Source organism: Variovorax ginsengisoli (genome assembly GCF_030486595.1).
Lineage (GTDB): Bacteria > Pseudomonadota > Gammaproteobacteria > Burkholderiales > Burkholderiaceae_C > Variovorax > Variovorax ginsengisoli_B.
The window spans coordinates 444285-470593 of sequence record NZ_JAUJZH010000001.1 but is presented as its reverse complement, the minus strand read 5'-3'; the positions used below and the strand labels follow the sequence as shown (position 1 = coordinate 470593).

At 68.5% G+C, this 26309-nt stretch carries 26 protein-coding genes; 12 read left to right on the top strand and 14 right to left on the bottom strand.

The features are described 5' to 3' along the window. The first annotated feature begins 305 nt into the window (after positions 1–305). On the top strand, positions 306–509 hold the full coding sequence (locus QZH52_RS02305; protein ID WP_301803164.1) for a hypothetical protein: 204 nt from the start codon (positions 306–308) through the stop codon (positions 507–509). A gap of 59 nt (positions 510–568) precedes the next feature. After that, positions 569–691, top strand: coding sequence for a hypothetical protein (locus QZH52_RS02300; RefSeq protein ID WP_301803160.1), 123 nt, complete (start codon positions 569–571; stop codon positions 689–691). A 9-nt stretch (positions 692–700) separates the two neighbouring features. Here the strand turns inward: QZH52_RS02300 and QZH52_RS02295 are convergent, their stop codons facing one another. Beyond that, complete coding sequence (locus tag QZH52_RS02295; protein ID WP_301803156.1) at positions 701–1840, bottom strand: adenylate/guanylate cyclase domain-containing protein; 1140 nt, start codon at positions 1838–1840, stop codon at positions 701–703. Beyond that, on the bottom strand, positions 1837–4308 hold the full coding sequence (locus QZH52_RS02290; protein ID WP_301803154.1) for a sensor histidine kinase: 2472 nt from the start codon (positions 4306–4308) through the stop codon (positions 1837–1839). Before QZH52_RS02290 ends, QZH52_RS02295 begins: the two co-directional genes overlap by 4 nt. Before the next feature lie 142 nt (positions 4309–4450). Between QZH52_RS02290 and QZH52_RS02285 the strand changes: the two genes are divergently transcribed. Next, positions 4451–5434, top strand: a complete 984-nt coding sequence (locus tag QZH52_RS02285; protein WP_301803149.1) for an ABC transporter substrate-binding protein — start codon at positions 4451–4453, stop codon at positions 5432–5434. Positions 5435–5452: 18 nt separating this feature from the next. On the opposite strand, the gene QZH52_RS02280 is transcribed toward QZH52_RS02285, so the two are convergent. Continuing rightward, positions 5453–6124: a M23 family metallopeptidase gene (locus QZH52_RS02280; protein WP_301803146.1), complete on the bottom strand. Its 672-nt coding sequence runs from the start codon at positions 6122–6124 to the stop codon at positions 5453–5455. 24 nt (positions 6125–6148) lie between these two features. Further along, a complete protein-coding gene (locus tag QZH52_RS02275) occupies positions 6149–7018 on the bottom strand; it encodes a LysR family transcriptional regulator (protein WP_286537966.1) in 870 nt (289 codons plus the stop codon). 108 nt (positions 7019–7126) lie between these two features. On the opposite strand from QZH52_RS02275, the gene QZH52_RS02270 reads away from it, so the two are divergent. Next, a complete protein-coding gene (locus QZH52_RS02270) occupies positions 7127–7525 on the top strand; it encodes a tautomerase family protein (RefSeq protein WP_301803141.1) in 399 nt (132 codons plus the stop codon). Between the two features lie 3 nt (positions 7526–7528). On the opposite strand, the gene QZH52_RS02265 is transcribed toward QZH52_RS02270, so the two are convergent. Both QZH52_RS02265 and QZH52_RS02260 read right to left on the bottom strand, forming a co-directional pair. Then, positions 7529–7906 (bottom strand): RidA family protein, encoded by a 378-nt coding sequence (locus tag QZH52_RS02265; protein WP_301803138.1) that lies wholly within the window; start codon positions 7904–7906, stop codon positions 7529–7531. Further along, positions 7903–9099: an amino acid aminotransferase gene (locus QZH52_RS02260; protein WP_301803352.1), complete on the bottom strand. Its 1197-nt coding sequence runs from the start codon at positions 9097–9099 to the stop codon at positions 7903–7905. Before QZH52_RS02260 ends, QZH52_RS02265 begins: the two co-directional genes overlap by 4 nt. Before the next feature lie 142 nt (positions 9100–9241). Here QZH52_RS02260 and QZH52_RS02255 point away from each other — a divergent pair, with 142 nt between their 5' ends. Beyond that, the gene (locus QZH52_RS02255; protein WP_301803135.1) at positions 9242–9721 is read left to right on the top strand and encodes an Lrp/AsnC family transcriptional regulator; all 480 of its coding nucleotides are present in this window, start codon (positions 9242–9244) and stop codon (positions 9719–9721) included. Here QZH52_RS02255 and QZH52_RS02250 read toward each other — a convergent pair. From QZH52_RS02250 to QZH52_RS02230, 5 genes are all read right to left on the bottom strand, one after another. Continuing rightward, positions 9718–10005 (bottom strand): DUF4148 domain-containing protein, encoded by a 288-nt coding sequence (locus QZH52_RS02250; protein WP_301803132.1) that lies wholly within the window; start codon positions 10003–10005, stop codon positions 9718–9720. The genes QZH52_RS02255 and QZH52_RS02250 overlap by 4 nt on opposite strands. A gap of 46 nt (positions 10006–10051) precedes the next feature. Next, positions 10052–10609, bottom strand: a complete 558-nt coding sequence (locus QZH52_RS02245; RefSeq protein ID WP_301803129.1) for a fasciclin domain-containing protein — start codon at positions 10607–10609, stop codon at positions 10052–10054. Positions 10610–10685: 76 nt separating this feature from the next. After that, complete coding sequence (locus tag QZH52_RS02240; RefSeq protein ID WP_301803126.1) at positions 10686–11948, bottom strand: SAM-dependent methyltransferase; 1263 nt, start codon at positions 11946–11948, stop codon at positions 10686–10688. Further along, complete coding sequence (locus QZH52_RS02235) at positions 11945–12742, bottom strand: DUF1365 domain-containing protein (RefSeq protein WP_301803124.1); 798 nt, start codon at positions 12740–12742, stop codon at positions 11945–11947. Before QZH52_RS02235 ends, QZH52_RS02240 begins: the two co-directional genes overlap by 4 nt. After that, a complete protein-coding gene (locus QZH52_RS02230; protein ID WP_301803121.1) occupies positions 12739–14109 on the bottom strand; it encodes an NAD(P)/FAD-dependent oxidoreductase in 1371 nt (456 codons plus the stop codon). The genes QZH52_RS02235 and QZH52_RS02230 overlap by 4 nt, the downstream gene beginning before the upstream one ends. Positions 14110–14322: 213 nt before the next feature. Between QZH52_RS02230 and QZH52_RS02225 the strand changes: the two genes are divergently transcribed. Both QZH52_RS02225 and QZH52_RS02220 read left to right on the top strand, forming a co-directional pair. After that, positions 14323–14886 (top strand): sigma-70 family RNA polymerase sigma factor, encoded by a 564-nt coding sequence (locus QZH52_RS02225; RefSeq protein ID WP_301803118.1) that lies wholly within the window; start codon positions 14323–14325, stop codon positions 14884–14886. Then, positions 14883–15542, top strand: a complete 660-nt coding sequence (locus QZH52_RS02220) for a ChrR family anti-sigma-E factor (protein ID WP_301803115.1) — start codon at positions 14883–14885, stop codon at positions 15540–15542. The genes QZH52_RS02225 and QZH52_RS02220 overlap by 4 nt, the downstream gene beginning before the upstream one ends. Before the next feature lie 21 nt (positions 15543–15563). Here the strand turns inward: QZH52_RS02220 and QZH52_RS02215 are convergent, their stop codons facing one another. Genes QZH52_RS02215 through QZH52_RS02205 form a run of 3 tightly spaced genes read right to left on the bottom strand, consistent with a single transcriptional unit; the run spans position 15564 to position 17840 of the window. Continuing rightward, complete coding sequence (locus tag QZH52_RS02215) at positions 15564–15986, bottom strand: DUF2177 family protein (RefSeq protein WP_301803112.1); 423 nt, start codon at positions 15984–15986, stop codon at positions 15564–15566. Further along, a complete protein-coding gene (locus QZH52_RS02210) occupies positions 15983–16795 on the bottom strand; it encodes a DUF1295 domain-containing protein (protein WP_301803109.1) in 813 nt (270 codons plus the stop codon). Before QZH52_RS02210 ends, QZH52_RS02215 begins: the two co-directional genes overlap by 4 nt. Then, positions 16788–17840 (bottom strand): SAM-dependent methyltransferase, encoded by a 1053-nt coding sequence (locus QZH52_RS02205; RefSeq protein ID WP_301803106.1) that lies wholly within the window; start codon positions 17838–17840, stop codon positions 16788–16790. Before QZH52_RS02205 ends, QZH52_RS02210 begins: the two co-directional genes overlap by 8 nt. A gap of 207 nt (positions 17841–18047) precedes the next feature. Between QZH52_RS02205 and QZH52_RS02200 the strand changes: the two genes are divergently transcribed. The 5 genes from QZH52_RS02200 (at position 18048) to QZH52_RS02180 (ending at position 26304) form a co-directional block, all read left to right on the top strand. Continuing rightward, positions 18048–19247, top strand: coding sequence for a tetratricopeptide repeat protein (locus QZH52_RS02200; protein WP_301803103.1), 1200 nt, complete (start codon positions 18048–18050; stop codon positions 19245–19247). A 127-nt stretch (positions 19248–19374) separates the two neighbouring features. Further along, positions 19375–20796 carry a basic amino acid/polyamine antiporter gene (locus QZH52_RS02195; protein WP_301803100.1) on the top strand — a complete coding sequence of 474 codons (1422 nt, stop codon included), beginning with the start codon at positions 19375–19377 and terminating at the stop codon, positions 20794–20796. Between the two features lie 47 nt (positions 20797–20843). Next, complete coding sequence (locus QZH52_RS02190; protein WP_301803094.1) at positions 20844–22103, top strand: arginine deiminase; 1260 nt, start codon at positions 20844–20846, stop codon at positions 22101–22103. Positions 22104–22129: 26 nt separating this feature from the next. Beyond that, on the top strand, positions 22130–23242 hold the full coding sequence (locus QZH52_RS02185; RefSeq protein ID WP_301803089.1) for an efflux RND transporter periplasmic adaptor subunit: 1113 nt from the start codon (positions 22130–22132) through the stop codon (positions 23240–23242). Further along, positions 23239–26304 (top strand): efflux RND transporter permease subunit, encoded by a 3066-nt coding sequence (locus QZH52_RS02180; protein ID WP_301803086.1) that lies wholly within the window; start codon positions 23239–23241, stop codon positions 26302–26304. Before QZH52_RS02185 ends, QZH52_RS02180 begins: the two co-directional genes overlap by 4 nt. The last annotated feature ends 5 nt before the right edge of the window (positions 26305–26309 follow it).

Here is a 26309-nt window from a genome sequence, read left to right as displayed (position 1 = left end):
TCGCTGTTCCCGCCGCGCTTTGTTTGTTGTCGGCAACAAACGGGCAGCGCGCGAAACGCAGAATAGTTATTTAAATTAACTAGTTGCTCGGGACATACCCGTATCGGGACGGGCCGTGCCTGGCCGGGTCAGGGGCAAACCGTGCTGCTCGCGGATCCCGACGACGGAGGTCGAGCCAATGCGAGCCCGTCCGATTCGTGCCGGCCGGCGCGCGCCCCCCGGCCTTGCGCCGCATCCCCAATCCGTAGGATGTCGATGCCGCGCCATGCAGACAGACTCGCGCCTCCAATACGAGGAGCTTGTCGATGGAGTTCGTTCACCTGATCTGGCTTGGCGCCAGCCTGATCGCCGTGGCGGCGGGGTGGGTCTGGCTGGCATGGCGCGGCGGAAGGCACCTGAACGACCGGATGACCGAGCAGGTCTCTCGCTCGGCCGCCCTGGCGCGGGAATGCGCCACGACCCTGGGCTTCGACTTCGACACGGCCTCGGGGTCCCTGTCCGGCCGCTGAGCCGGGCCTCCCCCTTCTGTGGTATTCCCCCGCCGCAGGGGCGTCCGGACAATTCGGGGATGCTTCTCTATGCCTTCCTCGTGCTGCTTCGGCGCCTGGCCTGGCCTCCGGCCTGGCTGCTGCTGATCATGGGCTGGATCGTGCTGACCTCCGAAGTGGTGGTCCTGCTGCGGGCGCCCTGAACAGCCGTCTCAGCGATCCACCCCGCCGAACACGCGCCAGGCCGCCACCTTGCGGTGGAAGCCCTTGAGCTCCAGCTCGCCGACCGCCTCGATCGACCATTCGGCCTCAAGCGCCATGTCGTGCAAGGCCGCCTTGATGCGTTGCGAGACCAGGATCTCGCCGCCCGCCGCTTCACCGCAAAGGCGGGCCGCCAGGTTGGTGACGGTGCCGATGGCGCCGTAGTCGATGCGGCCGTCGAAGCCGATGCCGCCCAGCGTGGCGAAGCCCTGCGCGATGCCGATGCCCATGTGCAGGTCGTAGCCGCGCCGGCGCCATTGCCCGCTGAGGGCCGCCATCTCGCGCTGCATCTGGACCGCCATCCGCAAGGCGCGGGCCGGCGCGTCGTCCACGGGCTGCGGATCGTTGAAGAAGATCATCATGCCGTCGCCCGAGAAGCGCTCCAGCGTGCCTTGGTGGTCGAGCACCAGCTGGCCCATCGCGGCATGGTATTGCGCCAGCACCGCCATCACCTCCTCGGGATCGGCGGTCTCGGTGAAGGCGGTGAAGCCGCGCAGGTCCAGGAAGACGACGGTGATCTCGCGCCGGTGGCTCTTGAGCGGATCGTCGGCGCCGCCTTCGATGATCGCCTGCGCCAGCTGGGGCGAGAAGAATCGCTTGAGCTGGCCGACGCGCTCCAGCTGCTGGACGCTTTCCGCGACGCGCTGCTCGAGCGTGCGGTTCCAGGCCAGCAGTTCGGCACGCTGCCGCTGGACCTCGTCGTACAGCGTCTTCACGCGCAGCAGGGAGCGCACGCGGGCCAGCAGTTCGGCCTGATGGATCGGCTTGCTCAGGAAGTCGTCGGCCCCGGCGTTGAGGCCGTTCACGCGCTCCTGCTCGGGGTTCAGCGCCGTCACCAGCACCACCGGCAGCACGGCCCGGGCCGGGTCGGCGCGGATGGCGCGGCAGACGTCATAGCCGTTCATGCCCGGCATCATCACGTCCAGCAGCACCAGGTCGGGCGGGTCGTCGGCAATGCGCGCCAGGGCCTCTTCGCCCGAGGCGGCGGTGCTGGTCCGGTAGCCGCGCGCGGTCAGGATGTCCGCGAGCAGCCGGACGTTCTTGTCGACATCGTCGACCACCAGGATATGGGCGTTCGCTTGTGCGTTCATTCGACGGCCTCGAGTGTCATCAGCGGCAGCACGAAGGTGAAGGTCGCGCCTTCGCCCAGGCGGCTGTCGAGCGCCAGCGTGCCGCCATGGAGCTCGACGAAACGCCGCGCCAGCGACAGGCCCAGGCCGGTGCCCTCGGCCTTGCGCAGGTAGTCGTCGCCGGCCTGGCGAAACTCGTCGAACACCCATTCATGGTCTTCGGGCGCGATTCCGACGCCGGTGTCGGCGACGCTCACCTCGGCCATTGCATGGCCGTCGGCGCCCTCGATGCGCCGCGCCATGAGCCGCACCTGGCCGCCGGCCGGCGTGAACTTGACCGCGTTCGACAGCAGGTTCACCACCACCTGCTTGACCTTGCGCGCATCCGCGACCCATTCGGCGAGTCCGTCGCCGACTTCGAGCGACACCCAGAGGCCGCTGCGCTGAGCGCGTTCGCGCACCAGCGTCAGGGCGTTCTCCAGCAGCAGGCCGAGGTCGAAGCAGCTCAGGTCCAGCTCCATCCGTCCGGCCTCGATCTTCGACAGGTCCAGCACGTCGTTGATCAGGGTCAGCAGGTGCTGCCCGGACGAATGGATGTCGCGCAGGTATTCCATCTGCTTGTCGTTGACGGCGCCGAAGGTCCGTTCGGTCAGCACCTCGGAGAAGCCGATGATGGCGTTCAAGGGCGTGCGCAGCTCGTGCGACATGTTGGCCAGGAATTCCGACTTGTGCTGGTTGGCCACTTCGATCTGGCGGCTCTTTTCCTCGATCTCGCGAAACAGCCGCGCGTTCTCGATCGCGATCACCGCCTGGTCGGCGAAGGTCTCGACCAGCCGGACCTCGGCATTCGAGAACGGCTGGACCTGCCGGCGCATCACGGCGATGACGCCGGCCGATGCGCCGTCGCGCACCATCGGAACGGCCAGCACGGTCCGGAATCCGTGGCGGGTCTGGGGCTCGCGCGAATCCGGATACTCCGCATCGAGCAGCCGGGTGACGTCCTGCACATGCACGGTCCGGCGCTCGGCGAAGGCGCGGCCGACCACTGATCCGCGGGTCAGCGGCAGGACCTCGTCGCGGCCCGCCACGGCCTCGTCGCGCCGCACGCCCAGGTAGCCGGTCATGGAGCGCAGGTGGTCTTCCTCCGGCAGCCAGATCCTGCATCCGTAGGCCCGGCACAGCGCCGCCGAGCGCTCGGCCACGGCCTGCAGGACCGGTTGCAGGTCGGTCGGCGAGCGGCTGATCACGCGCAGGATCTCGGCCGTCGCGGTCTGGTGCTCGAGCGCCGCGCTCAACTCGGCGGTGCGTTGCTCGACCTTGCGCTCCAGCTCGCCGTAGGACTCGCGCAGCTGGGCCGACATGCGATTGAACTGCTGGGCCAGGCCTTCCAGCTCGTCGCCGGTGCTGACCTCGATCTGCTGGTTGAGGTCGCCCTGGCCGATGCGCCGCGCGCCGCGCGCCAGGGTGCGGATCGGCCGCACCATGCTGCGCGCCAGCAGCGAAGCCGCCAGTGCCGAGATCGCCAGCCCCGCCAGCAGCAGCACCGCGGCGCGCAGGAACGAGTCGTTGAGCTTGGCGTAGACCTCGCCGATCGGCTGCTCGACGAACACCTTCCAGCCCAGCGGCTGGATCGGCGCCATCGAGGTCAGGACCGAGGCGCCCTGCAGGTCGCGCGACACCATCGCCTGGCCCTGCGGCGCACCGCCGGCCGCCGCCTTCACATGCGGCAACGCGGCCAGGCTGGTCTTGCGCAGCACCAGGCCGATGTCGGGGTCGGCCACCAGCAGGCCGTTGCTGTCGACCACGTAGGCCTTGCCGGCCTCGCCGATGTGGATGCGCGAGACCACCTCCCAGATGAACTTCAGGTTGAGCTCGGCAATCGTGACCGGGCCCTTGGGCCCGCCGGAGCGGATCGCGACCGCCATGTAGGGCTCGGTGCCGCGGTTGAAGTACACCGGGCCGAACCAGGGCGCGTCGGGCAGGGCGCCCCGGAAGGCGGCCTCCGACGCCCGGTTGCGGCCGGAGCCCAGCACGTCCATGCCGACCCGCGAGACCTCGATCTGTTCGCGCCCGGTGCTGTCGAGCAGCGCGATGTCGGTGACCTCGGGCGCCTGGCGCAGCAGCCGCCAGAACTCCGCCCGCCGGGACTCCAGGTCCGAGGCCTCGAGCTGGGCCAGCGAGGCGTAGGCCAGCTGCTCCGACACCTGCTGCACGTACTGCTCGATGCGCGACGCCGCACCCACCGCTTTTTCATGTTGCAGGCTGGCCAGCGCCGACTTGTTCTCCTGGTAGGAAAAATAGAGGCTGATGGCGCTCGATGCGAGCAGCACCGTGGTCACCAGCGAGAGGATCAGCAGCAGGTACTTGCGGAACAGCCGGCCCCGGTGGACGTCGCGCGTGCCCGGCGGCAAATGGGCCGAGCGCCGGCCGTGGGCCGTCGAGGCAAGCTCGCCCGAGAGCGAGGCGGGAAACGAATCCGGGGCCGTCATGGCCTGTCGATTGGACACCCGTCGCCTGCGGGATGGGAAGCCCGGCCGCCTAGGCCTCTTGGCCGACCTGCCCATCGCGCACGCGACGCCCGCGGCGGCGCAAAATCGTCGGGCGCGGCTGCCGGCCCCGAGGAGTGACGTGATGCGCAGCAGGTGGTGGTGGATTGTTCTTTGCATGGCGCTGGCGGTCGCCGGGCCGCTGGCGCGGGCCCAGCAGCCGAAGAAGATTCCGCGCCTGGGCTACCTGGCGGCCGTCTCTGCCAGCGCCGACGCGCCGCGGCTGGAGGCGTTTCGCCGCGGGCTCCGCGATCTTGGCTATGTCGAAGGTCAGAACATCCTGATCGAGTACCGTCACGAGAGCCAGGACCTGCAGCGCCTGTCGGGCCTGGCCGACGAACTGGTCCGGCTCGATATCGACGTGCTCGTCGCCGTCACGACCAATGCGGCGCAGGCGGCCAGCAAGGCGACCAGGACCGTGCCGATCGTCTTCATGGGCGTCACCGACCCGATCGCCACCGGGCTCGCCGAAAGCCTGGCGCGGCCCGGCGGCAACAGCACGGGCATCACCAACGTGGCGGCGATCCTCACCGGCAAGCGGCTGGAGATCCTGAAAGAGACCCTGGCGGGCATCACCCGGGTGGCGGTGCTGTGGGACCCTCGCGCGCCCGGCTCCGTGCCCCAATGGCAAGCCAGCCAGGTGCCGGCCGAGAAACTCGGCCTCCAGCTCTACTCGATGGAAGCGAGCAGCCCCGACAGCTATGCGGAGGCCTTCGACGCGGCCGTCAAGGCGCGCAGCGGCGCCGTGTGGGTGACTCTGAACCCGGTCGCCAATTCCAACCAGCGGCAGATCGCAGAACTGGCGATCGCACACAAGCTGCCGTCGATCTGTGCCCGCGGCGACTATGCCGAGAACGGCTGCCTGATGGCCTACGGGCCCGGCTACGGCATGGAAGGCAAGGACGGCGCCCGCTACGTCGACCGGATCCTGAAGGGCGCCCGGCCGGCGGACCTGCCGATCGAGCAGCCGACCAAGTTCGAGCTGCTGATCAACCTGCAGACCGCCAAGCGGCTCGGCGTGACTATTCCGCGCGCCGTGCTGAACCGGGCCGACCGGGTCATCCAGTGAACCCCTGCGCGGGGGCGCTCAGTCGTCGGCGGTATTCGCACCGCCCCCGCTGGCGGTAAGGAAGGGCATCGGGTCGATCGCGCTGCCGTTGCTGCGCAGCTCGAAGTGCAGCTTGACGGTGGTCGATTCGGTGTTGCCCATGCGGGCGATGACCTGGCCCCGCTTGACGGCTTGCCCTTCCTTAACCAGCAGTTCGCTGTTGTGGGCGTAGGCCGACATGTAGGTGGCGTCGTGCTTGATCATGACCAGCCGCCCGTAGCCGCGCAGCGTGGCGGCCGCGAAGACCACCTTGCCGTCGCCGGCGGCGCGTACCGGATCGCCCTTGGCGCCGCCGAAGTCAACGCCCTTGTTCGAGCCGCCGTCGAAGCGCGACACGACCGCGCCGCTCGAGGGCCGCAGGAAGTTGCGGTCGACCTTGGCGATGGCTTGCGGCTTGTCGGGGCGGGTGCGCTGCTGCGCCTTCTCCTGCTTCGGCTTGGCTGCCTTGGCGCTGCGCGAAGACTCGGCGCGGGGGCTGGGGTTGGCGCGGGCGCCGGGGCTGGAAGCCGCCTCCGAAGGGGCGGCGGCCGGCGTTGCCCGCTTCGGCGGCGGTGAAGGCGTCGACGCGCAGCCGACGAGCAGCGCGCCCGCGACGGCGCAGGCGATGGCCGCCGCCTTGCGGCCGATGGAAGTCCTGTACTGAGCTGTCATGGGTCGACTTTAAAGGCAGCCGGTTCAGCCCAGCTGGGAGGCCAGCAGCTCGCGCACGCGCGTGACCAGCTCGGCCTCGCCGCGCCGTGCCGGCAGGAACTGGAAAGCGACTCGGGGCAGCGCCGGCAGGCCGTGCGGCGCCGGCAGCCGGGCCACACCAGGGCAAAGCGCCGATTCGTTGAGGCAGGCCACGCCCAGCCCCGCCGCCAGGGCCGACTGCAGGCCCGCCACGCCCGAGGCCACGTGCGCCACCGCATGCGGCACGCGCCGCTGGCGCAGCAGCCGGACCGTGAACTGGTGCAGCGAGCAGCTGTCGGGCAGCACCAGCAGCCGCAGCGGCTCGCCTCGCCGGATGCGAAGGCCCTCGGCGCCGACCCAGGCGAGCGCTTCGCGACGCCATGGCGAGGCGGGCCCGCGGGCGCCGGCCCGGGGGGCCGCGGGGTTGATCCGCATCGCGAGGCCGATATCGAAATCGCCGCGGCCGAAGGCGGCTTCCATGGCGCTGCCCTGCAGCACGCTGACGTGCAGGCGCAGCTGCGGGTAGTCCTGCCCGAGCCGGCTCAGGAGCCGACTCAGATCACCGGGCCGGAAATAGTCGGTGACGGCCAGCCGCAGCTCGCCCTGCAGCGTCTCGCCGCTCAGGTCGCGCAGGGCCTCGTCGCTGGCGGCGAGCAGGCGCCGGGCATGGTCGAGCAGGCGAAGGCCCGCGGGCGTCGGCGCCACGCCGGCCTTGCTGCGGGTCAGCAGCGCATGGCCGCAGCGCTCTTCGAGCTTGCGCATCTGCTCGCTGACGGCGGACTGCGAGAGGAACACCACCGGCGCCGCCGCCGTGAGGCTGCCCGCATCGACCACGGCGACCAGGGTCTTCAGTTGTTCGAGATCGAGCGGCTGCATGCGCACATCCATTCATGAACCAGATGGCATGCATCATATCTTCCCGCTTTTCAGGAAGATCGGTGAATTTCACAATGGGCCTTCGATCAACGAGGAAAGCAACGCACCATGCCCCACATCATCATTCATCTGTCCGGCCAGCCCGACCCGCAGCTCACGCGCAAGGTGGTCGATACGGTGGCCGAGCTGACCCAGTCCGTGCTCGACAAGAAGCTGCCCGTGATCGCGATCACGGTGCAATACATCGGCGCCGAGAGCTGGTTCATCGGCGGCCAGTCGCTCGCCGAACTCGGGAAGTCGGCCTTCCACCTGGACATCAGCATCACCGACGAGACCAACACCAAGGCCGAGAAGGCGCGCTACCTGCGCGCGATCTTCGACGCCATGGCCGCGCTCAGGGGCGACCTGCACGAGGTCTCGTACGTGCACCTGATCGATGCCCGCGCCGCTGCCTACGGCTACGGCGGCAGGACGCAGGAGTTCCGGCACCAGCAGGCGGGCGTTTGACCCCTAGTCGTCGATCGCTGCGTAGGCGACGATCTCGATCTTCATGCCCGGCACCACCAGCCCCGAGACGCCCATGCTCGAGCGGTTCGGATAGGGCGGGGCGAAGAACTCGCGGTAGACGCGATCGACCTGCGGCATGTCCTTGACATCGGTCATGTAGATCAGCACCTGGGTGACGTCTTCGAGGCTGCCGCCGGCGGCGGCGACGGCGCGCTGCAGGTTGCCGAAGGTCAGGCGGGCCTGGTCCTCGATCGTGCCGGTGTCGATGCTGCCGTCGGCGCGCAGCGGCCCGTGGGCCGTGAACAGCAGGCCCCTGGCCTTGACCGCCCACGAGAACGGCTGCGCCAGCGGCGGCAGCCCGGTGTCGACCACCTCCTTCACGCGAGCACCGCCGCCATCGACTGCGCCACGTGGTCGACATTGGCGCCGGTCAGTCCAGAGAGGCACATCCGGCCCGAGCGCACCAGGTAGACCGCGTGGTCGTCGCGCAGTCGTGCCACCTGGGCCTCGTCGAGGCCGGTGTAGCTGAACATGCCGCGCTGCCGGACCAGGTAGCCGAAGTCGCGCCGTCCCTGGAACTTCTCGTCGAGCACCGCCAGCAGGCGTTCGCGCATGGCGCGGATGCGCTGGCGCATGGCGGCCGTTTCGTCGCGCCAGAGCGCGAACAGGGCGGGGTCGTTCAGCACGCGGCTGATGACGCGGGCACCGTGCGTGGGTGGCGTCGAGTAGTTGCGGCGCACCGTCGCCTTCAACTGGCCCAGCACGGTGTCGGCGGCGGCGCGGTCGCTGCACACCACGCTGAGGCCGCCGCAGCGCTCGCCGTACATCGAGAAGTTCTTCGAGAACGAATTGGCGGCGAAGAACTGGATGCCGGCGTCGGCCAGCGCGCGCAGCGCGAAGGCGTCTTCGTCGAGCCCATCGCCGAAACCCTGGTAGGCGATGTCGACGAATGGAATCAGTTCGCGTTCGCGCAGCACCGGGATCAGCGCCTGCCACTGGGTCTTCGAGAGATCGACCCCGGTCGGGTTGTGGCAGCTGGCGTGCAGCAGCACGATGCTGCGACGCGGCAGGACATCGAGGCTGGCCAGCATGCGGTCGAAGCAGAGGCCGCCGGTGGCCGGGTCGTAATAGGGGTAGCTGCGGGCCTCGAGGCCTGCGCCTTCGAAGATGGCGCGATGGTTGTCCCACGTCGGGTCGCTGACCCAGACGCCGGCGCCCGGAAAGTAGCGGCGCAGGAAGTCGGCGCCGACCTTGAGGCCGCCGGAGCCGCCGAGGGTCTGCAGGGTGGCGATGCGGCCGCTGGCCACGGCCTCGTGGCCGGCGCCGAACAGCAGGCGCTGGACGGCGGCGCGGAAATCCGCGATGCCTTCGATCGGCAGGTAGGGCCGGGCACCGATGTCCCGCGACAGCGCGGTCTCGGCCTGGCGCACCGAAGGCAGCACCGGCAGGCGGCCTTCGCCGTCGAAATAGACGCCGATGCTGAGGCTGACCTTGTGCGGCCGCGGGTCGGCCTGGAAGGCCTCCATCAGCGAAAGGATGGGGTCGCCCTCGTAGGGCGGGACATGGCTGAACAGCGAGGTGGTGGGGGTGGTCATGAAGAAGTCCGTCGAGAAGGGCAAGGCCAGGCCCGGATTCTTCGTTCGAAGGATCGTCATGCCAACTGTTTTTTCATCGACGCATAATTTTGTCCGTAAAAAATCAATTTGAGGTTTTTTTATGCGCATCGAATCAGACGAGACGGACCGCCAGCTGCTGGCCGCCCTCCAGCAGAACGCCCGCCTGACCACCGGCGAGCTGGCGCAGATGACCGGGCTCTCGCAATCGCCCTGCTGGCGCCGCATCAAGCGGCTGGAGGAGTCGGGGCTGATCGATGGCTACCACGCGCGGCTGAACCGCCGGGCGCTGGGCTATGGCGTGGTGGCCTTCGTCAGCATCAGCATCGACTTTCAGACCGAGGCCCGCTCGAGCGAGTTTGTCGAGGCGGTGCTGGCGATCCCGCAGGTCGTGATGTTCCACGGCATCACCGGCAACGCCGACTTCCTGCTGATGGTGGTGGCCGAGGACCTCGATGCCTATTCGGAGTTGCTGACCACCCGGCTGCACCGCCTGCCGGGTGCCAGGCAGGTGCAGAGCAGCTTCTCGCTGCAGGAGTTCCGGCGCTTCGACGACCTGCCGATTCCGGCGCTGCCGGCTTAGCGCCAGCGGGTGGTCGTGTCGCCGTAGGCCGCGGCGCCTTCGGCGCTGATGGCGCGCGCCCCGGCGCGCACCTGCGCGCGGTCGGCCATGTCGACCCGCGCCGCGACGCCGGTGCCGCCGTTGCTGATCGCGATCGGCTGCAGGGCTTGCGCGCGCACCTCGGCGCGCGGTTGCATCGACTGGAAGGGCGGCGGCGGCAGCGGGTTCTGCTCGCCCTGGAAAGCCTGGGCGCCCAAAGCCGAGAGGCCGCACAGGGCCGCGATGGCGATCTGTCTGGAGTTCATGGCGTTGTCCTGGTGAATTGGATGAGCGTGGCGATGCGCCGGGGCCTCACTTTGGGAGCAGCACCTTGTCGACGACGTGGATCACGCCGTTGGACTGCATGACGTCGGCGATGGTCACGTTGGCCGTGTTGCCGTTGGCGTCGACGACCATCACCTTGCCGTTCGCGGTCTTGGCGGTCAGTGCGCCGCCGGCCACCGTCTTCAGCGACGCCATGCCGCCGCCGTCATTGATCTGCTTCAGCAGGGTCGCGGCGTCGATCTTGCCGGGCACCACATGGTAGGTCAGGATGGTGGTCAGCTTGCCCTTGTTCTCCGGCTTGAGCAGCATGTCGACGGTGCCGTCGGGCAGCGCGGCGAAGGCTTCGTTGGTCGGCGCGAACACCGTGAAGGGGCCCGGACCCTTGAGCGTGTCGACCAGGCCCGCGGCCTTGACCGCCGCCACCAGCGTGGTGTGGTCCTTCGAATTCACGGCGTTGTCGATGATGTCCTTGGTCGGCAGCATCGGCGCGCCGCCAACCATCACCTGCGCCATGGCTGAAGCGGCACCGACGGCGAGCGAGACGGCGAGGGCGATGGAAGCGGCGCGTTTGAATCTGATCTGCATGGAGTGCTCCTGGTTGAGTGCACCGCCACGAGATGCGCGACGGCTGCTGTTGATACGCAGCCGCGGGCGCAGCGGATCAGCGCTTCGAGGCGTGCGAGAAACTGAAAAGACCCACGTCGACGCGGCCGCTGCGAAAGCCTGCTTCGCAATAGCACAGGTAGTACTCCCACAGCCGGCGAAACGCATCGTCGTAGCCCAGTGCGGCGATGGCCGGCCAGGCCGCGTGGAAGCGGCGGCGCCATTCGGCCAGGGTGAGTGCATAGCTCGCGCCGAACGATTCGGCGGTCTGCAGCCTGAGTCCGGCGCGCTCGGCGTGCGCCGTCATCGCGCTCACCGACGGCAGCTTGCCGCCCGGGAAGATGAAACGCTGGACGAAGTCGGTGCTGCCCCGGTAGCGGTCGAAGTAGTCTTCGGCGATGGTGATGACCTGCAGCACGCCCGAACCACCGGGGGCGAGCCGCTCGCGCAGCGTGTCGAAGTACACCGGCCAGTAGCGCTCGCCGACCGCCTCCAGCATCTCGATCGAGACGATGCGGTCGTAGCGTCCCTCCACGTCGCGGTAGTCCTGCAAGCGCAGGTCGACGTCGCCGAGGCCCTGCGCACGCACCTGCTCCCGGGCATGCGCGAGTTGTTCGGTCGATAGCGTCAAGCCGGTCACGCGGGCGCCGTGGCGGGCGGCCAGCGCCGTGGCCAGGGCGCCCCAGCCGCAGCCGATCTCGAGCACCGTCGAGCGCGGCTGCAAATCGAGCAGGGCGATGATGCGATCGAGCTTCGCCGCCTGCGCGGCTTCGAGCGACTCGTCTCCTGTCGCATAGAGTGCGCTCGAATAGATCAGCGCCGGGTCCAGCCACTGGGCATAGAAGTCGTTGCCCATGTCGTAGTGGAAGGCGATGTTGCGCCGGCTGCCGCGCCGCGTGTTGGCGCGGCTGGCACGGAACAGGTCGCCGAGCCGACGCGCGAACCACGAGCCTTCGAGCACCCGGCCCCAGCTGGCTTCGTTGCGGATGCCGAACTCCAGCAGCGCGGTCAGGTCGGGCGTGCTCCAGTCGCCGTCGCGGTGCGACGCCGCGAGCCCGAGGTCGCCCTGCAGCAGCAGCCGGGCCAGCGGGCGCCAGCGATGCAGCGTGATCGAGGCCTGCGGTCCGTCGGCCGACCCATGCCCTTCCAGGCGGGCGCCATCCGGCAACTGCACGCTGAGCGCACCATGGCTCACGCCGTGCAGCAGCCGCGCCAGCAGCTTGCGAAGCGGGCCGCCGCCAGCGGCACCGGGCCTGGCGGGCGGGCGGACGGCGCTCTCGTTGGCGGCGAAGCCGTTGGAGGAAGAGGAAGAAGCACTCATGAATCTCTGGCCTTGGTGGTCTGGATGATGGTGACCGGCGTGGCCGGCGGTGCTGGGCGTGCGTGCAGGCGCACCCCTTTGATCCACAGCTTCAGCGCTTCCCAGTGGATCGCAGCCACGACCTTGAGCGCCAGCAGGGGATGGGTGACGAAGACGCGCAGCAGTGCGCCGTCGCCGAGCGAACGGCGCCGGGCATCGAGCCGCGCATGCAGCACCGCGCCGCTGGCGTCGTTCGCGCTCACGCCGATGACCAGCCCCGCCCGGTCCGGTCGCGGCGGCTCGACGCGGAAGCCGTAGCGCATCTCGAGTCCGAGGAAGGGGGAGACGTGGAAGTTCTTGTCGCACTGCTGCGCGATCAAGTCGCCGCTGGCTTCGCCGGCGTCGACCGGGATCAGGTAGCCGTGGCGTTCGCCGAAGGTGTTGTTGACCTCGTACAGGATCGCCTGCAGCGCACCGTCCGCACGGTGGCAGAAGTAGACCGACAACGGATTGAAGACATGGCCCAGGATGCGCGGCATGCTCAGCAGGCGGATCGGGCCGCCCGTGCGAAGCCCGGCCGCGGCGAGCTGCCGATCGACGTGGGAGCGCAAGCCGCGGCCGTCGCCGTAGTCGCATTGGTGCAGGCTGAACAGGTTGAAGCGATCGACCGAGAAGACCCGCAGCCGCCGATCGAGATCGGCCAATTCGTCCACGTCCACCAGGAGCGAGAACATCCGGTAGTCCAGCCGATGCCGCACCGGCCGCAGCCGCTGGTGCATTACGCGGCCGACGTAGAGAGCCGAATGGAGGCTCATGCCACCGTCGACCCAGCTGTCGGCAACCGGAGTCGGCCCGATTCGTTGGCGACGCTCCATGGCCGGCGCACCTGGCCGACCGCCTCAGCCACGGCCAGCCCGGCCTGCAGCCCGTCTTCGTGGAACCCGGAGCCGAAGTAGGCACCGCAGAACCAGGTGCGGCCGCGGCCCTGCAGCGACCAGAGCCCGGCCTGGGCGCGGATCGCCGCCGCATCGAACATCGGGTGCTCGTAGACCTCGCTGCGGATCAGGTGGCCGGCGGCGGGGTCTCGCATCGGATTCAAGGTCAGGAACAGTGGCGTGGCCTCGGGAATGCCTTGCAGCCGGTTCATCCAGTAGGTCACGCTCAAGGCGTCCGGGCGTCGGCGGTCGGCCGCGTAGTTCCAGCTCGACCAGACCGCTCGGCGATGCGGCATCAGCGCCGGGTCGCTGTGCAGCACGGCGCGGTTGCGGCTGTAGCGAAAGGCGCCGAGCAAGCGCTTCTCGTCCAGGCTCGCGTCGGGCAACAGGCGCAGCGCCTGGTCGGCGTGGGTCGCGATCACCACGTGGTCGAAGCGCTCGGCCTCGGCGCCGAGCGCGGACCGCACGAAGGCGCATTGCTCGCCGCGCCGCACCTCGATCGCAGCGCTGTCCAGCCGCAGCCGTTCGCCGAGCAGGCCGGTGATCCGCCGCACGTAGCTGCGGCTGCCACCCTGCACGGTGCGCCAGGCATCGCGCTGTCCGAGATGGAGCAGCTGGTGGTTCTCGCAGAAGCGCACGAAGGCCTCGGTCGGATAGCTGCCTATCTGTGCCGCCGGCGTCGACCAGATGGCCGCCGCCATCGGGTACAGGTGATCGTCGCGGAAGGCGCGTCCGTAGCCGCGCTGGTCGAGGTAGGCGTCCAGCGGCAACATGCCGATGCGCCCGGCGTCGCCGGGGGCCTGGCGGTAGAAGCGGACCAGGTCGCGCAGCATCGACCAGAAGCGCGGGCTCGCCAGGTTGCTCGGCTGCGCGAAGAGGCCGCGCAGGCCGCTGCCCGAATACTCCAGGGCGCCGTCGTCGAGGCTGACCCCGAAGGACATCTCGCAAGGCTGGGTCGGCACTTTCAAGTGGGCCAGCAGCGCGCTGAGGTTCGGATAGGCCGCCTCGTTGTAGACGATGAAGCCGGTGTCGACCGCGATCGGGCCGCCGATGGCCGGCACGTCGACCGTGTGACTGTGGCCGCCGGCCCGTTGGTCGGCCTCGAACAGCGTGACACGGTGCTTCTGCGACAGCAGCCAGGCGGCCGCAAGGCCAGAGATGCCGCTGCCGATCACCGCGATGTCGAGGGTGGGCCGGTCGGCGGCGCGGGTGGCGGTGACGCCGTCGGGCGCGAAATGGGTTGTCATGGCGGGCGATCCTGGCACTGGTGGTCCCGGGCTTCTACGCCGGCCGCCGGCCTTTGGATTACTTTTCGGCAAATCGCTGTGATCTAATTTCGGGCCTGGTGCGTACCAAAGGCCATGAACACCGCGCGACAGTCCTCCGCAGCGGCCGCGAGGCCTGTCCTGCCCAGGCCGCCCAGCCGGTCCATCCTGACGCTGCATCAGAACCGGGGAGCGATGCCGACTAGCGAAGAACTCAGCGAGCTGCTGCTGGCCGTGGCCGAAAAGGGCGACCGGCAGGCGTTCGCCGTGCTTTTTCGCCATTTCGCGCCGCGCGTCAAGGCCTACCTGATGCGCGGCGGCAGTGCCGAGGGACTGGCCGAGGAGCTGGCCCAGGAAACCCTCGTCAGCGTCTGGCGCAAGGCGGCGATGTTCGATCCGCGCCAGGCCGGCGTGTCGACCTGGATCTTCACCATCGCGCGCAACCTGCGGGTGGACCATTTCCGGCGCCAGGGCCAAGGCGTGTTTGTCGATGGCGAAGACAACGACGGCGCCGAACTGCCCGACACCGCCCCGCCGCTCGACGAGCAGTTGCGCGCCGGGCGCCGCGAGCGCAGCGTGCGCGAAGCGCTTTCCCGGCTGTCCGCCGAGCAGGCGCAAGTGCTGCATCTTTCTTTCTACGAGGATCAGCCCCATGCCCGGATCGCGCAAGACCTGGGCATTCCCCTCGGCACGGTCAAGTCCCGCGTGCGGCTGGCCGTGAACCACCTGCGTCGTTTGCTCGACGAGCTTGAACCATGATCCACCATCATCCGGACGACGGACTCTTGCTGGCCCAGGCGGCCGGTACCCTTTCCAGCGGGCATTCGCTGCTGGTCGCCAGCCATGTCGAAGCTTGTGCCGAGTGCCAGGCCCGCCTGCGCGAGCTCGAATCGATCGGCGGCGCCATGCTGGAGCAACTGGCGCCCGCGGTGCTGCCTTCGCAGTCGCTCGCCGAAGCCATGGCGGCGATCGACGCGCCGCCCGCGGCGCCGAAAGCCAAGGCGCCGCCTCGCCGCAGCAGTCGGCCAGCGCTGCCCGCGGGCATGTCGTGGCCTCGCGCGCTGCATGGCTGCAGCGCCACGGCCTGGCGCTGGCTCGGGCCCGGCATGCGCTGGAGTCGGGTCACCGTGCCTTACGACCCCGCGGCCAACGTCTTTCTGCTGCGCATCGGCGCCGGCAAGGAGCTGCCCTTCCACACCCACAGCCGGAGCGAGCTGACCCAGGTGCTGCACGGTGCCTTCCATGATGGCCGGGCCTTGTTCGGTCCGGGCGATTTCGACGAGGCCGACGGCGACATCCATCACCAGCCCAAGGTACTGGCGGCCGGCGAATGCATCTGCCTGGCCTCGGTCGAGGGGCGCGTGATGTTCCAGGGCGCGATTGCGCGCATGCTGGGGTCGCTGGTCGGGATGTAGTCGGGGCGGCGTGCAGCCGCTTCAATCTGCAGCTCGGCCACCCCAGCGGGCAGTCGTCCAGCAGGCCGCCGCCGCCGACACGCCGGTCACGGCCGTGCCCCAGCACAGGTCGGCCAACGTCACCGGCCAGGGCCAGCCCTTCAGCGTCGCCTGGTTGGTGAGGTCGTAGGTCGCATAGGCGACGAGCCCGAGCAGGGCGCCCAAGCCGAGCGCCGCCGGCCAGTTGCGCTGCCGAAGCGCGGGAGTCACCGCGAACACCACCACGCCCAGGACGTAGATCGCATAGAAGCCGATGGCGGGAGCCAGCGCGAAGCGCTCCAGCATGATGTGGTCCAGGGCCGGCCGGTACAGGCGATCCGCCATCAGGCTCAGCCAGATGGCGTCGAGCGTCAGGAAGACCGCGGCGGTGGCGCCATAGGCGATGGCGAATTGTCTGAATGTCATGCGGGGTCCTTGCGCGGCGGGCCGGGGATGAAGGCGTTGGTGCGCGCGATGTAGTCGCGGTAGGCGGGCCGGCGCTCGGCGATGTCCTGCTCGAGCAGGCTGACGCCGGACACGCGCAGCAGCAGGAACGTCATGAGTGCAGGCGAAATGACGGACCAGGCACCCGCCCACCCGGCGGCGGACAGGGCCATCAGCCACACCCCCCACCAGACGCAAGCTTCGCCAAAATAGTTGGGATGCCGACTGTAGCGCCACAGGCCGCGGTCCATCACGCGTGCGCGCTGCGCTGAAAGGGACCTGAAACGCGCCATTTGGGCATCGGCGATCGCCTCGAAGACGACGCCGAAGGCGGCCAGCGCGCACCCCGCCGCATCGAGCCCGCCGAAGGGGCGGGTTCCCGCCATGCCGACCAGCAGCGGCGCCGTGACGGTCCATCCCAGCAGCGCCTGCAATCCGAAAACCAGGTACAGGCTCTTGAATCCGAAATGCGGCTGGTTGCGCTCGCGCATCTGCCGATAGCGGCGGTCTTCGCCGTGGCCCCGGTTGCGCAGCGTGATGTAGATGCCCAGCCGCAGCGACCAGGCGAGTGCGAGCACCACCATGCAGAGGCTGCGCACACCGGAGGCGGGCAGCAGTGCCGCGTAGACCAGCGTCGCGCCGCCGATGAAGGCCGGCCAGGCGCGGTCCGCCAGGCTGGCGTCGCGCTGGCGCAGGCTGGCCAGCCAGGTGAGCAGCGCGAGGCCGACGATCAATGCCAGCCCGGCCAGGCCGACGAATGCGACATGCGGCAGCGCCGACCTTTCAGGCATCGCGCTGCGCGTTCTCGAACAGGTAGTGGCTCACGCCCCACTGCCGGCCGCCGGCAAAGCCGAACAGTTCGGCCACCGACATGAAGAACACGCGCCACCGGTTCCACCAGATGTCGGCCTCGGCGCCGTAGGTGGCCGCGAACAGCGGGCGCAGGGCATGCGCCCGCCGGTCCATGTTGCGCAGCCAGGCTTCGGCCGTTCGCTGGTAGTGCGTGCCGTCCCAGCGCCACTGTTCCACCAGCCGCAGGCTGTCCTGGCAGCGCGCTGCCAGGTCGTCGCTCGGCATCATGCCGCCCGAGAAGAAGTGGTGGCTCATCCAGTCGCTGTCGTCGCGCGCCACGAAGGCATAGGGCGCCTCCTGATGCGTGAAGACATGCATGAAGAAGCGGCCGTGCGGCGCCAGCCAGCGCGAGACATCGGCGAAGGCCCTCGGCCAGTTGCGCAGGTGCTCGAACATCTCCACCGAGACGATCCGATCGAAGCGCTCGTGGGTGTCGAAGACATTGATGTCCCGGGTGACGACCCACAGGTTGCGCAGGCCGCGGCGCCGGGCCTCGGCCTCGATGTGATGACGCTGGCTCCGCGAATTCGACAGCGCGGTGATCCGGCTGGCCGGATAGCGCTCGGCCATCCACAGGCTCAGCGAGCCCCAGCCGCATCCCAGCTCCAGCACTTCCTGGCCATCGGCCAGCCGGGCGCGCTCGCATGTCTGTGCGAGCGCCGCGGCTTCGGCCTGGTCGAGCGTGAAGTCGGACGCGGGCCAGTAGCCGCTGCTGTATTTGCGGTGGTTGCCGAGCACCTCCGCGAAGAAGCCCGCCGGCAGTTCGTAGTGCTGTTCGTTGGCCTTGTCGGCCAGCGGTGCCAGCTCCGCGCCGTGCATCCCGGCAATGAATTCGCGCGTCAGCCGGGCGGTGGCGGCCCTGTCGCCGGCTTTCATTTCGGTCAGTCGGTCCTTCAGCAGTCGACGGATGCCGAAACGCACGACGCGGTCAGGCACCCGTCCCTTCTCGACCCAGCTGATCGCTCCGGCGATGTGATTCTGCATGCCCGCGTTTCCTCGATTGGTCGGCACCGAAGCGGTGCTCCGGTTTCTTCTACGCGGCCCGCTGTCGTTTGGATCAGCGCGCGGTGCCGAGAGGGGCGAGTTGCTGACATTGTCAAGACGCATCTGTGCTCTTCGTTCGCATTGCCGACGAGAAAGGGTCCGTGTCTAATGCCCAAAAAAAGGGGCTGGGCCTCAGGAGGAACTTGAATGAGCCGACGCGAGAGGAAGGAAAACGCGCGCCCTGGTGCGCTGCGCGCGTACGTGGGCGCGATCGCGCTGTTCGCTGCCGCGGCGGCGTTCGCGGCCGAGCCGGATCCGGCCCGGGCACGCGAACTGGTCGAGGCCGCCCAGACCCAGCCGCCGAGCACGGTCGACGGGCACCTGGAACTCGGTCGCGCCTACTACGTGCTCGGGCAGTACGCCGAGGCGAAGATCGAGTTCGAGACCGTCTTGCGCTTCGACAACCTCCCGCAGGACCTGTTGAGCCAGGTCGAGATCTACAACCAGGCCGCGACCCAGGCGCTGGACGAAAAGCGGTCGCTCACCGGTTTCGGCTATGCCGAGACCGGCATCGGGCGCTACCAGGTGAACAACACCGTCGGCACCAACGCGCTCGGCGGCGGCGACCGTCGCGACACCTTCTACAACGCACGCGCGGGCGGCGGCATGAACTACGCCTTGCCGAACGACTACGCGATCGATGCCACGCTGGACTATCGCTTCCGCTACTACGACAACTCCGAAAGCCGCAACGACTCCGACTTGCGCTGGCGCCTGGCCGGCAGCCGTTCGTTCGGCGAGAGCAACCTGGCGGTCGGGTTCCGCGGGCGCACCAGCTATCGCGGCGATGGCGACTACCGCAACGACGCCGGCCTGTTCGCCGACTACCGCTATCGCGTCGACCCCGACAACCAGCTCACGCTGGGTGCCGAATACCGCCGCCGCCGCTATCCCGAGGGCAGGCTGCGCGACCGCAGCCGAACCAGCGCCGACGTCTCGGGCGGGTGGGTACATTCGCTGCTGGAGGGCGCCGGCAGCCTGACGCTCACTGCGCACGGCGGCCAGCATTTCGCGACCAGCAGGCCGGACGGCAACTCCAGCTTCTACGGCGCCACCGCCGCGCTGGACTTCACCGTCAACAACAAGCTGGGTTGGGGCACCTTCGTCTGGTGGGAGCGAGATGCCTTCAACAACGACCGCATCCACTTCCACCCCGACGCGCTCGACAACAGCGTACTGCTGCGCCGCAAGGACAACCTGTACGAGGTCGGTGCCTACCTGGTGTGGGAGTTCGTGCCCACCTGGACGCTGCGGCCCGAATTGCTCTGGATCCGAGACCAGAGCAACTCGATCGGATTCAACTACAGCTCGACCGAATTCTGGCTGAACATCCGCAAGGGTTTCTGAGGGCGAGCGCTTCGCGGCGTGCGTATGCGTGCGCCTTGACAAACCACATTGACGGATCAATCCTGCAGCCCAAACGTCAAGCGCTGGCTCGGATTGACGTGATCGCAAAGAACAACAAGGAGTAGGAATGGCTTCGACTGACCAGAAGATGTCGCGCATGCAGCTCACCGCGATGGTGGTGGGCGGGATGGTCGGCGCAGGGATTTTCTCCCTGCCTCGCACCTTCGCGAACGCGACCGGCCCGCTCGGCGCCGTCATCGCATGGCTCATCGCCGGCACGGGCATGTACATGCTGGCGCGGGTTTTCCAGTCGCTGGCCGAACGCAAGCCCGACCTCGACGCCGGCGTCTTCGCCTATGCCAAGGCCGGCTTCGGCGACTACCCCGGCTTCCTGTCGGCCTTCGGCTACTGGATCGGCAGCTGCATCGGCAACGTGTCGTACTGGGTGCTCATCAAGTCCACGCTGGGCGCCTTCTTTCCGGTCTTCGGCGAAGGCAACACGGTGGTGGCGATCGTGGTCGCCTCGGTGGGCATCTGGCTGTTCCACTTCATGATCCTGCGCGGCATCAAGCAGGCGGCCTTCATCAACAGCGTGGTCACGGTCGCCAAGATCATCCCGATCCTGGTCTTCATCGTGCTCCTGGCCTTCGCCTTCAAGATGGACCTGTTCAGCGCCAACCTGTACGGCGGCGGCCTGGAGGGCGGGATCTTCGAGCAGGTGCGCGCCACCATGCTGGTCACGGTGTTCGTGTTCCTCGGCATCGAGGGCGCCAGCGTCTATTCGCGCTTTGCCAAGGAGCGCGCGGACGTCGGCAAGGCCACCATCCTCGGCTTCATCGGCGTCACCGGCCTGATGGTGCTGGTCACGATGCTGCCCTATGCGGCGCTGCAGCGCGCGGACATCGCCGGCATGCGCCAGCCCTCGATGGCCGCGGTGCTGGAGGCGGTGGTCGGCCATTGGGGCGCCGTCTTCGTGAGCGTCGGCCTGATCATCTCGGTGCTGGGCGCCTACCTGGCCTGGTCGCTGATCTGCGCCGAGGTGCTGTTCACCGCGGCCAAGACGAAGGACATGCCGGCGATCTTCGCCAGGGAGAACGCCAACCAGGTGCCGGCCAACGCGCTGTGGCTGTCGAACATCATCGTCCAGCTGCTGGTGATCACCACCTACTTCTCGAACGATGCCTTCGCGCTGATGCTGAACCTCACCAGCGCGATGGCGCTGATCCCGTACCTGTTCGTGGCCGCCTACGGCTTCATGATCTCGAAGCGCGCCGAGACTTACGAGCTGCGCCCCGAGGAGCGCACGCGCGACCTGGTCATGGCGTCGGTGGCGGTGGTCTACACGGTCTTCATGATCTACGCCGGCGGCCTCAAGTTCATCCTGCTGTCGGCGGTGCTCTATGCGCCCGGCACGCTGCTGTATATCTGGGCCCGGCGCGAGCAGAACAAGACCGTCTTCACGGTCACCGACTGGGTCATTTTCCTGGTCGCTGTAGTGGGTGCCGTGGTCGGCATCTACGGACTCGCGACCGGCACCATCACCATCTAGTCACAAGCTGGATATACCGTTCACTCACCGGATTCCTGGAGAACATCATGGCGACTACAGAAGCGAAAGAGACAACGTTCGGCGTGCACTCGGAAGTCGGGCAGCTGCGCAAGGTGATGGTGTGCGCCCCGGGCCTGGCCCATTCGCGCCTGACGCCGAGCAACTGCGACCAGCTGCTGTTCGACGACGTGCTGTGGGTCGAGAACGCCAAGCGCGACCACTTCGATTTCGTCACCAAGATGCGCGACCGCGGCGTCGAGGTGGTCGAGATGCACAACCTGCTGGCCGAGACGGTGGCGGTGCCCGAGGGCAAGAAGTGGATCCTCGACAACCAGGTCGTGCCCAACCAGGTCGGTCTCGGCTTCATCGACGAACTGCGAAGCTATCTCGAGGGCCTGGACAACCGCAAGCTGGCCGAGACGCTGATCGGCGGGCTGTCGACCAACGACTTCCCCGAGTCCATCGGCGGCAAGGCGCTGGAGGTGGTGCGCGAGGCCGCAGGCGTCACCGAATACCTGCTGCCGCCGCTGCCCAACACGCTCTACACCCGCGACACCACCTGCTGGATCTACGGCGGCGTGACGCTCAATCCGCTGTACTGGCCGGCGCGCCACGAAGAAACCATCCTCACCACCGCGATCTACAAGTTCCACCCCGACTTCGCCGGCAAGGTCAACGTCTGGTGGGGCGACCCGACCGAAGACCACGGCCTGGCCACCCTCGAAGGCGGCGACGTGATGCCGATCGGCAAGGGCAACGTGCTGATCGGCATGAGCGAGCGCACCTCGCGCCAGGCCATCAGCCAGCTCGCGGCCACGCTATTCAAGAAGGGCGCGGCCGAACGCGTCATCGTCGCGGCCATGCCCAAGATCCGCGCCGCGATGCACCTCGACACCGTGTTCACCTTCGCCGACCGCGACTGCGTGCTGCTGGCGCCGGACTTCATGAACCAGACCCGCACCTACTCGTACCGCCCGAGCAGCCATCCGAGCGGCGTCGAACTGCATGCCGAGAACAAGCCCTTCGTGGACGTCGTGGCCCAGGCGCTGGGCTTCAAGAAGCTGCGCGTGGTCGAAGCCGGCGGCAGCGACTACCAGCGCGAGCGCACCCAGTGGGACAGCGGCGCGAACCTGGTCTGCGCGTCACCGGGCGTGGTTTATGCATACGACCGCAACACCTACACCAACACGCTGCTGCGCAAGCAGGGCATCGAGGTGGTGACCATCGTCGGGGCCGAACTGGGCCGCGGACGCGGAGGCGGCCATTGCATGACCTGCCCGATCATTCGCGATCCGGTCGACTTCTGACGCAAGATCAAAGAGGAAGCCAGCTCGTGCATGTGAAATCCGCTGCCCATCGATTCGGAAACTGGTCCTGGACGACGACGCTGCTGGCGGTCGCGGCCCTGGTGTCGCTGTCGGCCTGCAGGCGGGCCGAAGAGGCGCCGGCGCCCGAGGTCCGTCCCGTCCGCGTCATGACGATCGAGCAGCGCACGGTCGGCGACACCGTGTCGCTGACCGGGCGCATACAAGCCCAGAGCGAAGTCAACCAGTCCTTCCGCATCGACGGCCGGCTGATCGAGCGCAACGTCGACATCGGCGACCGGGTCAGGCCCGGCCAGCTGCTGGCGCGCCTCGACCAGATGAACGAGGACAGCAGCCTGCAGTCCGCGCGGGCCCAATTGGCGGCCGCGCAGGCCCAGGGCATCGAGGCCCGCAATACCTTCAACCGGATGCGCGACCTGCTGGCCGAGAACGCGGTCTCGCGGGCCTCGTTCGAGCAGGCCGAGGCGATGCTCAAGGTCACGCAGTCGCAGGTCAATTCGGCCCAGTCGCTGGTCGACATCGCGCAGAACCGCCTGAGCTACACCCGGCTGCTGTCCGACGTGGCCGGGGTGGTCACGGCGCGCGGCGCCGAGCCCGGCGAGGTGGTGCCGGCCGGCCGCATGATCGTGCAGGTGGCACGCGAAGGCGCCATCGACGCGGTCTTCGACGTCCCGGCCCAGATCAAGGACATCGCGCCGACCAATCCCGACATCCTGGTCTCGCTCGGCGGCGACCCGAAGGTCACGGCGGTGGGCAAGGTGCGCGAAGTCTCGCCGCGCGCCGATCCGGTCACCGGCACCTTCGCGGTCCGGGTCCGGCTGATCAATCCGCCCGCGGCGATGCGCCTGGGCAGCACCGTCACCGGGCGCATGAAGCTCAACACCGAGCCCGCGCTCGACATCCCGGCCAGCGCGCTGCTCCGCGCCAACGGCCAGACCTCGGTCTGGGTGGTCGACACCAAGGCCGGCACGGTTTCGGCTCGCAACGTGCAGGTGCGCGCCTATGACGCGGCCCGCGTTCAAGTCTCCCAGGGGCTGGCGCCCGGCGATGTGATCGTCACCGCCGGTGTCCAGGCGCTGCGGCCGGGACAGAAGGTCCGCTGGCTCGAGGCCGCGAAGTGATCGGCCCGAACCTGTCGGAGTGGGCGCTCTCCAAGCGCTCGCTGGTGGTGTTCCTGATGATCATCGCGGTCGTCGCGGGCACCTTGTCGTTCCTGAAGCTCGGGCGCGCCGAAGACCCGGCCTTCACCTTCCGCACCATGATCGTCGCCGCCGGCTGGCCCGGCGCCACGGTCGACGAGACGCTGTCGCAGGTCACCGAGCGGCTGGAGCGCACCTTGCAGGAAACGCGGCACCTCGACCGGGTGCGCAGCTACACCACGGCGGGCCAGACCACGATCTTCGTCGACCTCAAGCAGTCGACGCCGCCGGCCGAGGTGGCGGACATCTGGTACCAGGTGCGCAAGAACATCGGCGACATGCGCCAGACGCTGCCGACCGGCGTCGTCGGCCCTTTCTTCAACGATGACTTCGGCGACACCTTCGGCATCATCTATGCCTTCACCGCCGACGGCTACACCTTCCGCGAACTGCGCGACAAGGTCGAAGACGCGCGCTCGCGCCTGCTGCAGGTGCCCGACGTCTCGAAGATCGAGGTGCTGGGCGCGCAGGACGAGCAGATCTTCATCGAGTTCTCGACCGAGCGCCTGGCCGGCTTGCGCCTGGACTACGGCGCGATCGTGGCGGCGCTGCAGGCGCAGAACGTGATCCGCCCGGCCGGCGTGCTGCACACCGAGCAGGAGCGCGTCTTCATGCGCGTCACCGGCTCCTTCGACAACGAGCGCGACATCGAGTCGGTCAACCTGGTGCTGGGCGGGCGCAACATCCGCCTGGGCGACATCGCGACCGTGCGGCGCGGCTTCACCGACCCGCCGCAGCCGATGTTCAGGGTCAACGGCAAGCCGGCGATCGGCCTCGCGATCGCGATGCGCGACGCCGGCGACATCCTCGCGCTCGGCAAGAACATCAAGGCCGTGATGGCCGACATCACGGCCAACCTGCCGCACGGCATCGAGCCGACGCTGGTGGCCGACCAGGCGGTCACGGTCGATGTCGCGATCAGCGACTTCATGGCCTCGCTGTGGCAGGCGATCGCGATCATCCTGGTGTGCAGCTTCGTGAGCCTGGGCGTGCGGCCCGGCGCGGTGGTGGCGCTGTCGATCCCGCTCACGCTGGCGATCGTCTTCGCGATCATGGACTTCGTGAACATCGACCTGCACCGGGTCTCGCTCGGCGCGCTGATCATCGCGCTGACCCTGCTGGTCGACGACGCGATGACCACGGTCGACGCGATGCTCAACCGCCTCGCGGCCGGCGACACCAAGGACCAGGCCGCGACCTTCGCCTACCGCACGCTGGCGGCGCCGATGCTGATCGGCACGCTGGTGTCGATCTCCAGCTTCGTGCCGATCGGCTTCGCGCGCAGCTCGGCCGGCGAGTACACCTTCTCGATCTTCGCCGTGGTGGCGATCGCGCTGATCGTCTCCTGGCTCGGCGCCGTGATCTTCGCGCCGCTGGTGGGCAAGGCGCTGCTCAAGTCGCCCAAGGCCGATGCGGTGGTCAAGCCCAGCAAGTTCCTGAATGCCTACGGCGGTTTCCTCAAGGGTGCGATCCGCGCCAAGTGGCTGACCATCGGGCTCACGCTGGCGGCCTTCGTGGGGTCGATGTTCCTGGTTCGTTTCGTGCCGCAGCAGTTCTTCCCGGCCTCCGACCGGCCCGAGCTGACGGTCGACCTGACGCTGCGTCAGAACGCATCGATCTATGCCACCGAGGAAGAGGTCAAGAAGCTCGAGGAGATCCTCAAGGCCGACCCCGATGTCGACCACTTCAGCAGCTATGTCGGCCGCGGTGCGGTGCGCTTCATCCTGACGCTCAACGTGCAGCTGGCGAATCCCTTCTTCTCGCAGCTGGTCGTGGTCGCCAAGGACCTCGAGTCCCGCGACCGCCTGCAGATCAAGCTCGAGAAGGTGCTGGCCGAGCAGTTCCCGGACATGGTGGCGCGGGTGTCGCCGCTCGAGCTCGGGCCGCCCGTGGGCTGGCCGCTGCAGTACCGCGTGATGGGGCCCGACAAGGACGAGGTGCGCAAGATATCGCTCGAGCTGGCGGGCATCCTGGGCTCGCATCCGCAGGCCCGGCACGTGAACTTCGACTGGATGGAGCCGGCGCGGCAGATCCAGATCCGCGTCAACCAGGACGAGGCGCGCCAGCTCGGCATCAGCACCGGCGCGCTGGCCGGCATCATGAACGCGACCGTGACCGGCACCGCGGTCACGCAGGTGCGCGACGACATCTACCTGATCAACGTGGTGGCCCGCTCGAGCGCCGAGCAGCGGCTGTCGCTGCAGACGCTGAGCACCCTGCAGGTGCCCACCGCCAGCGGCCGCATGGTGCCGCTGAACCAGTTCGCCACCTTCTCCGAGGAGCAGGAGTCGCCGCTGGTGTGGCGCCGCAACCGGGTGCCGACGCTCACGGTGCGCGCCGACGTGGTCCACGGCGCGCTGCCCGACACCATCGTCGAGGCGCTGGCACCGAAGATCAAGGAGTTCAACGCCAAGCTGCCGAAGGGCTACAAGATCGAGACCGGCGGCCTGTCCGAGGAAAGCGCGGAGTCGAGCGCCTCGGTGTTCGCGGTGGTGCCGCTCATGATCGTGCTGATGCTGCTGAGCATGATGGTGCTGCTGGTGAGCTTTCGCCGGCTCGCGATGGTGGTCTGCGTGATGCCGCTGGGGTTGATCGGCGTGGTGCTCACGCTGCTGGTGTTCAACCGGCCGCTGGGCTTCGTCGCCATCCTCGGCATCCTGGCGCTGATCGGCATGATCGCCAAGAACGGCGTGATCCTGATCGTGCAGATCGAGACCTACCGGGCCGAGGGCATGAACGTGCTCGACGCCGTGGTGGCCTCGGGCACCTCGCGGATGCGGCCGATGATGCTGACCTCGATCTCGACCGTGCTGGGCCTGATCCCGATCGCGCCGACCGTGTTCTGGGGCTCGATGGCCTTCGCGATCATGGGCGGCCTGCTGGTGGCCACGCTGCTGACGCTGGTCTTCCTGCCGACCCTGTACGTGCTGGTGCTCGGCAAGGAGAAGCCGACGCCGCCGGCAGGCGAGGCCGAGCCGGCGTGAACGGC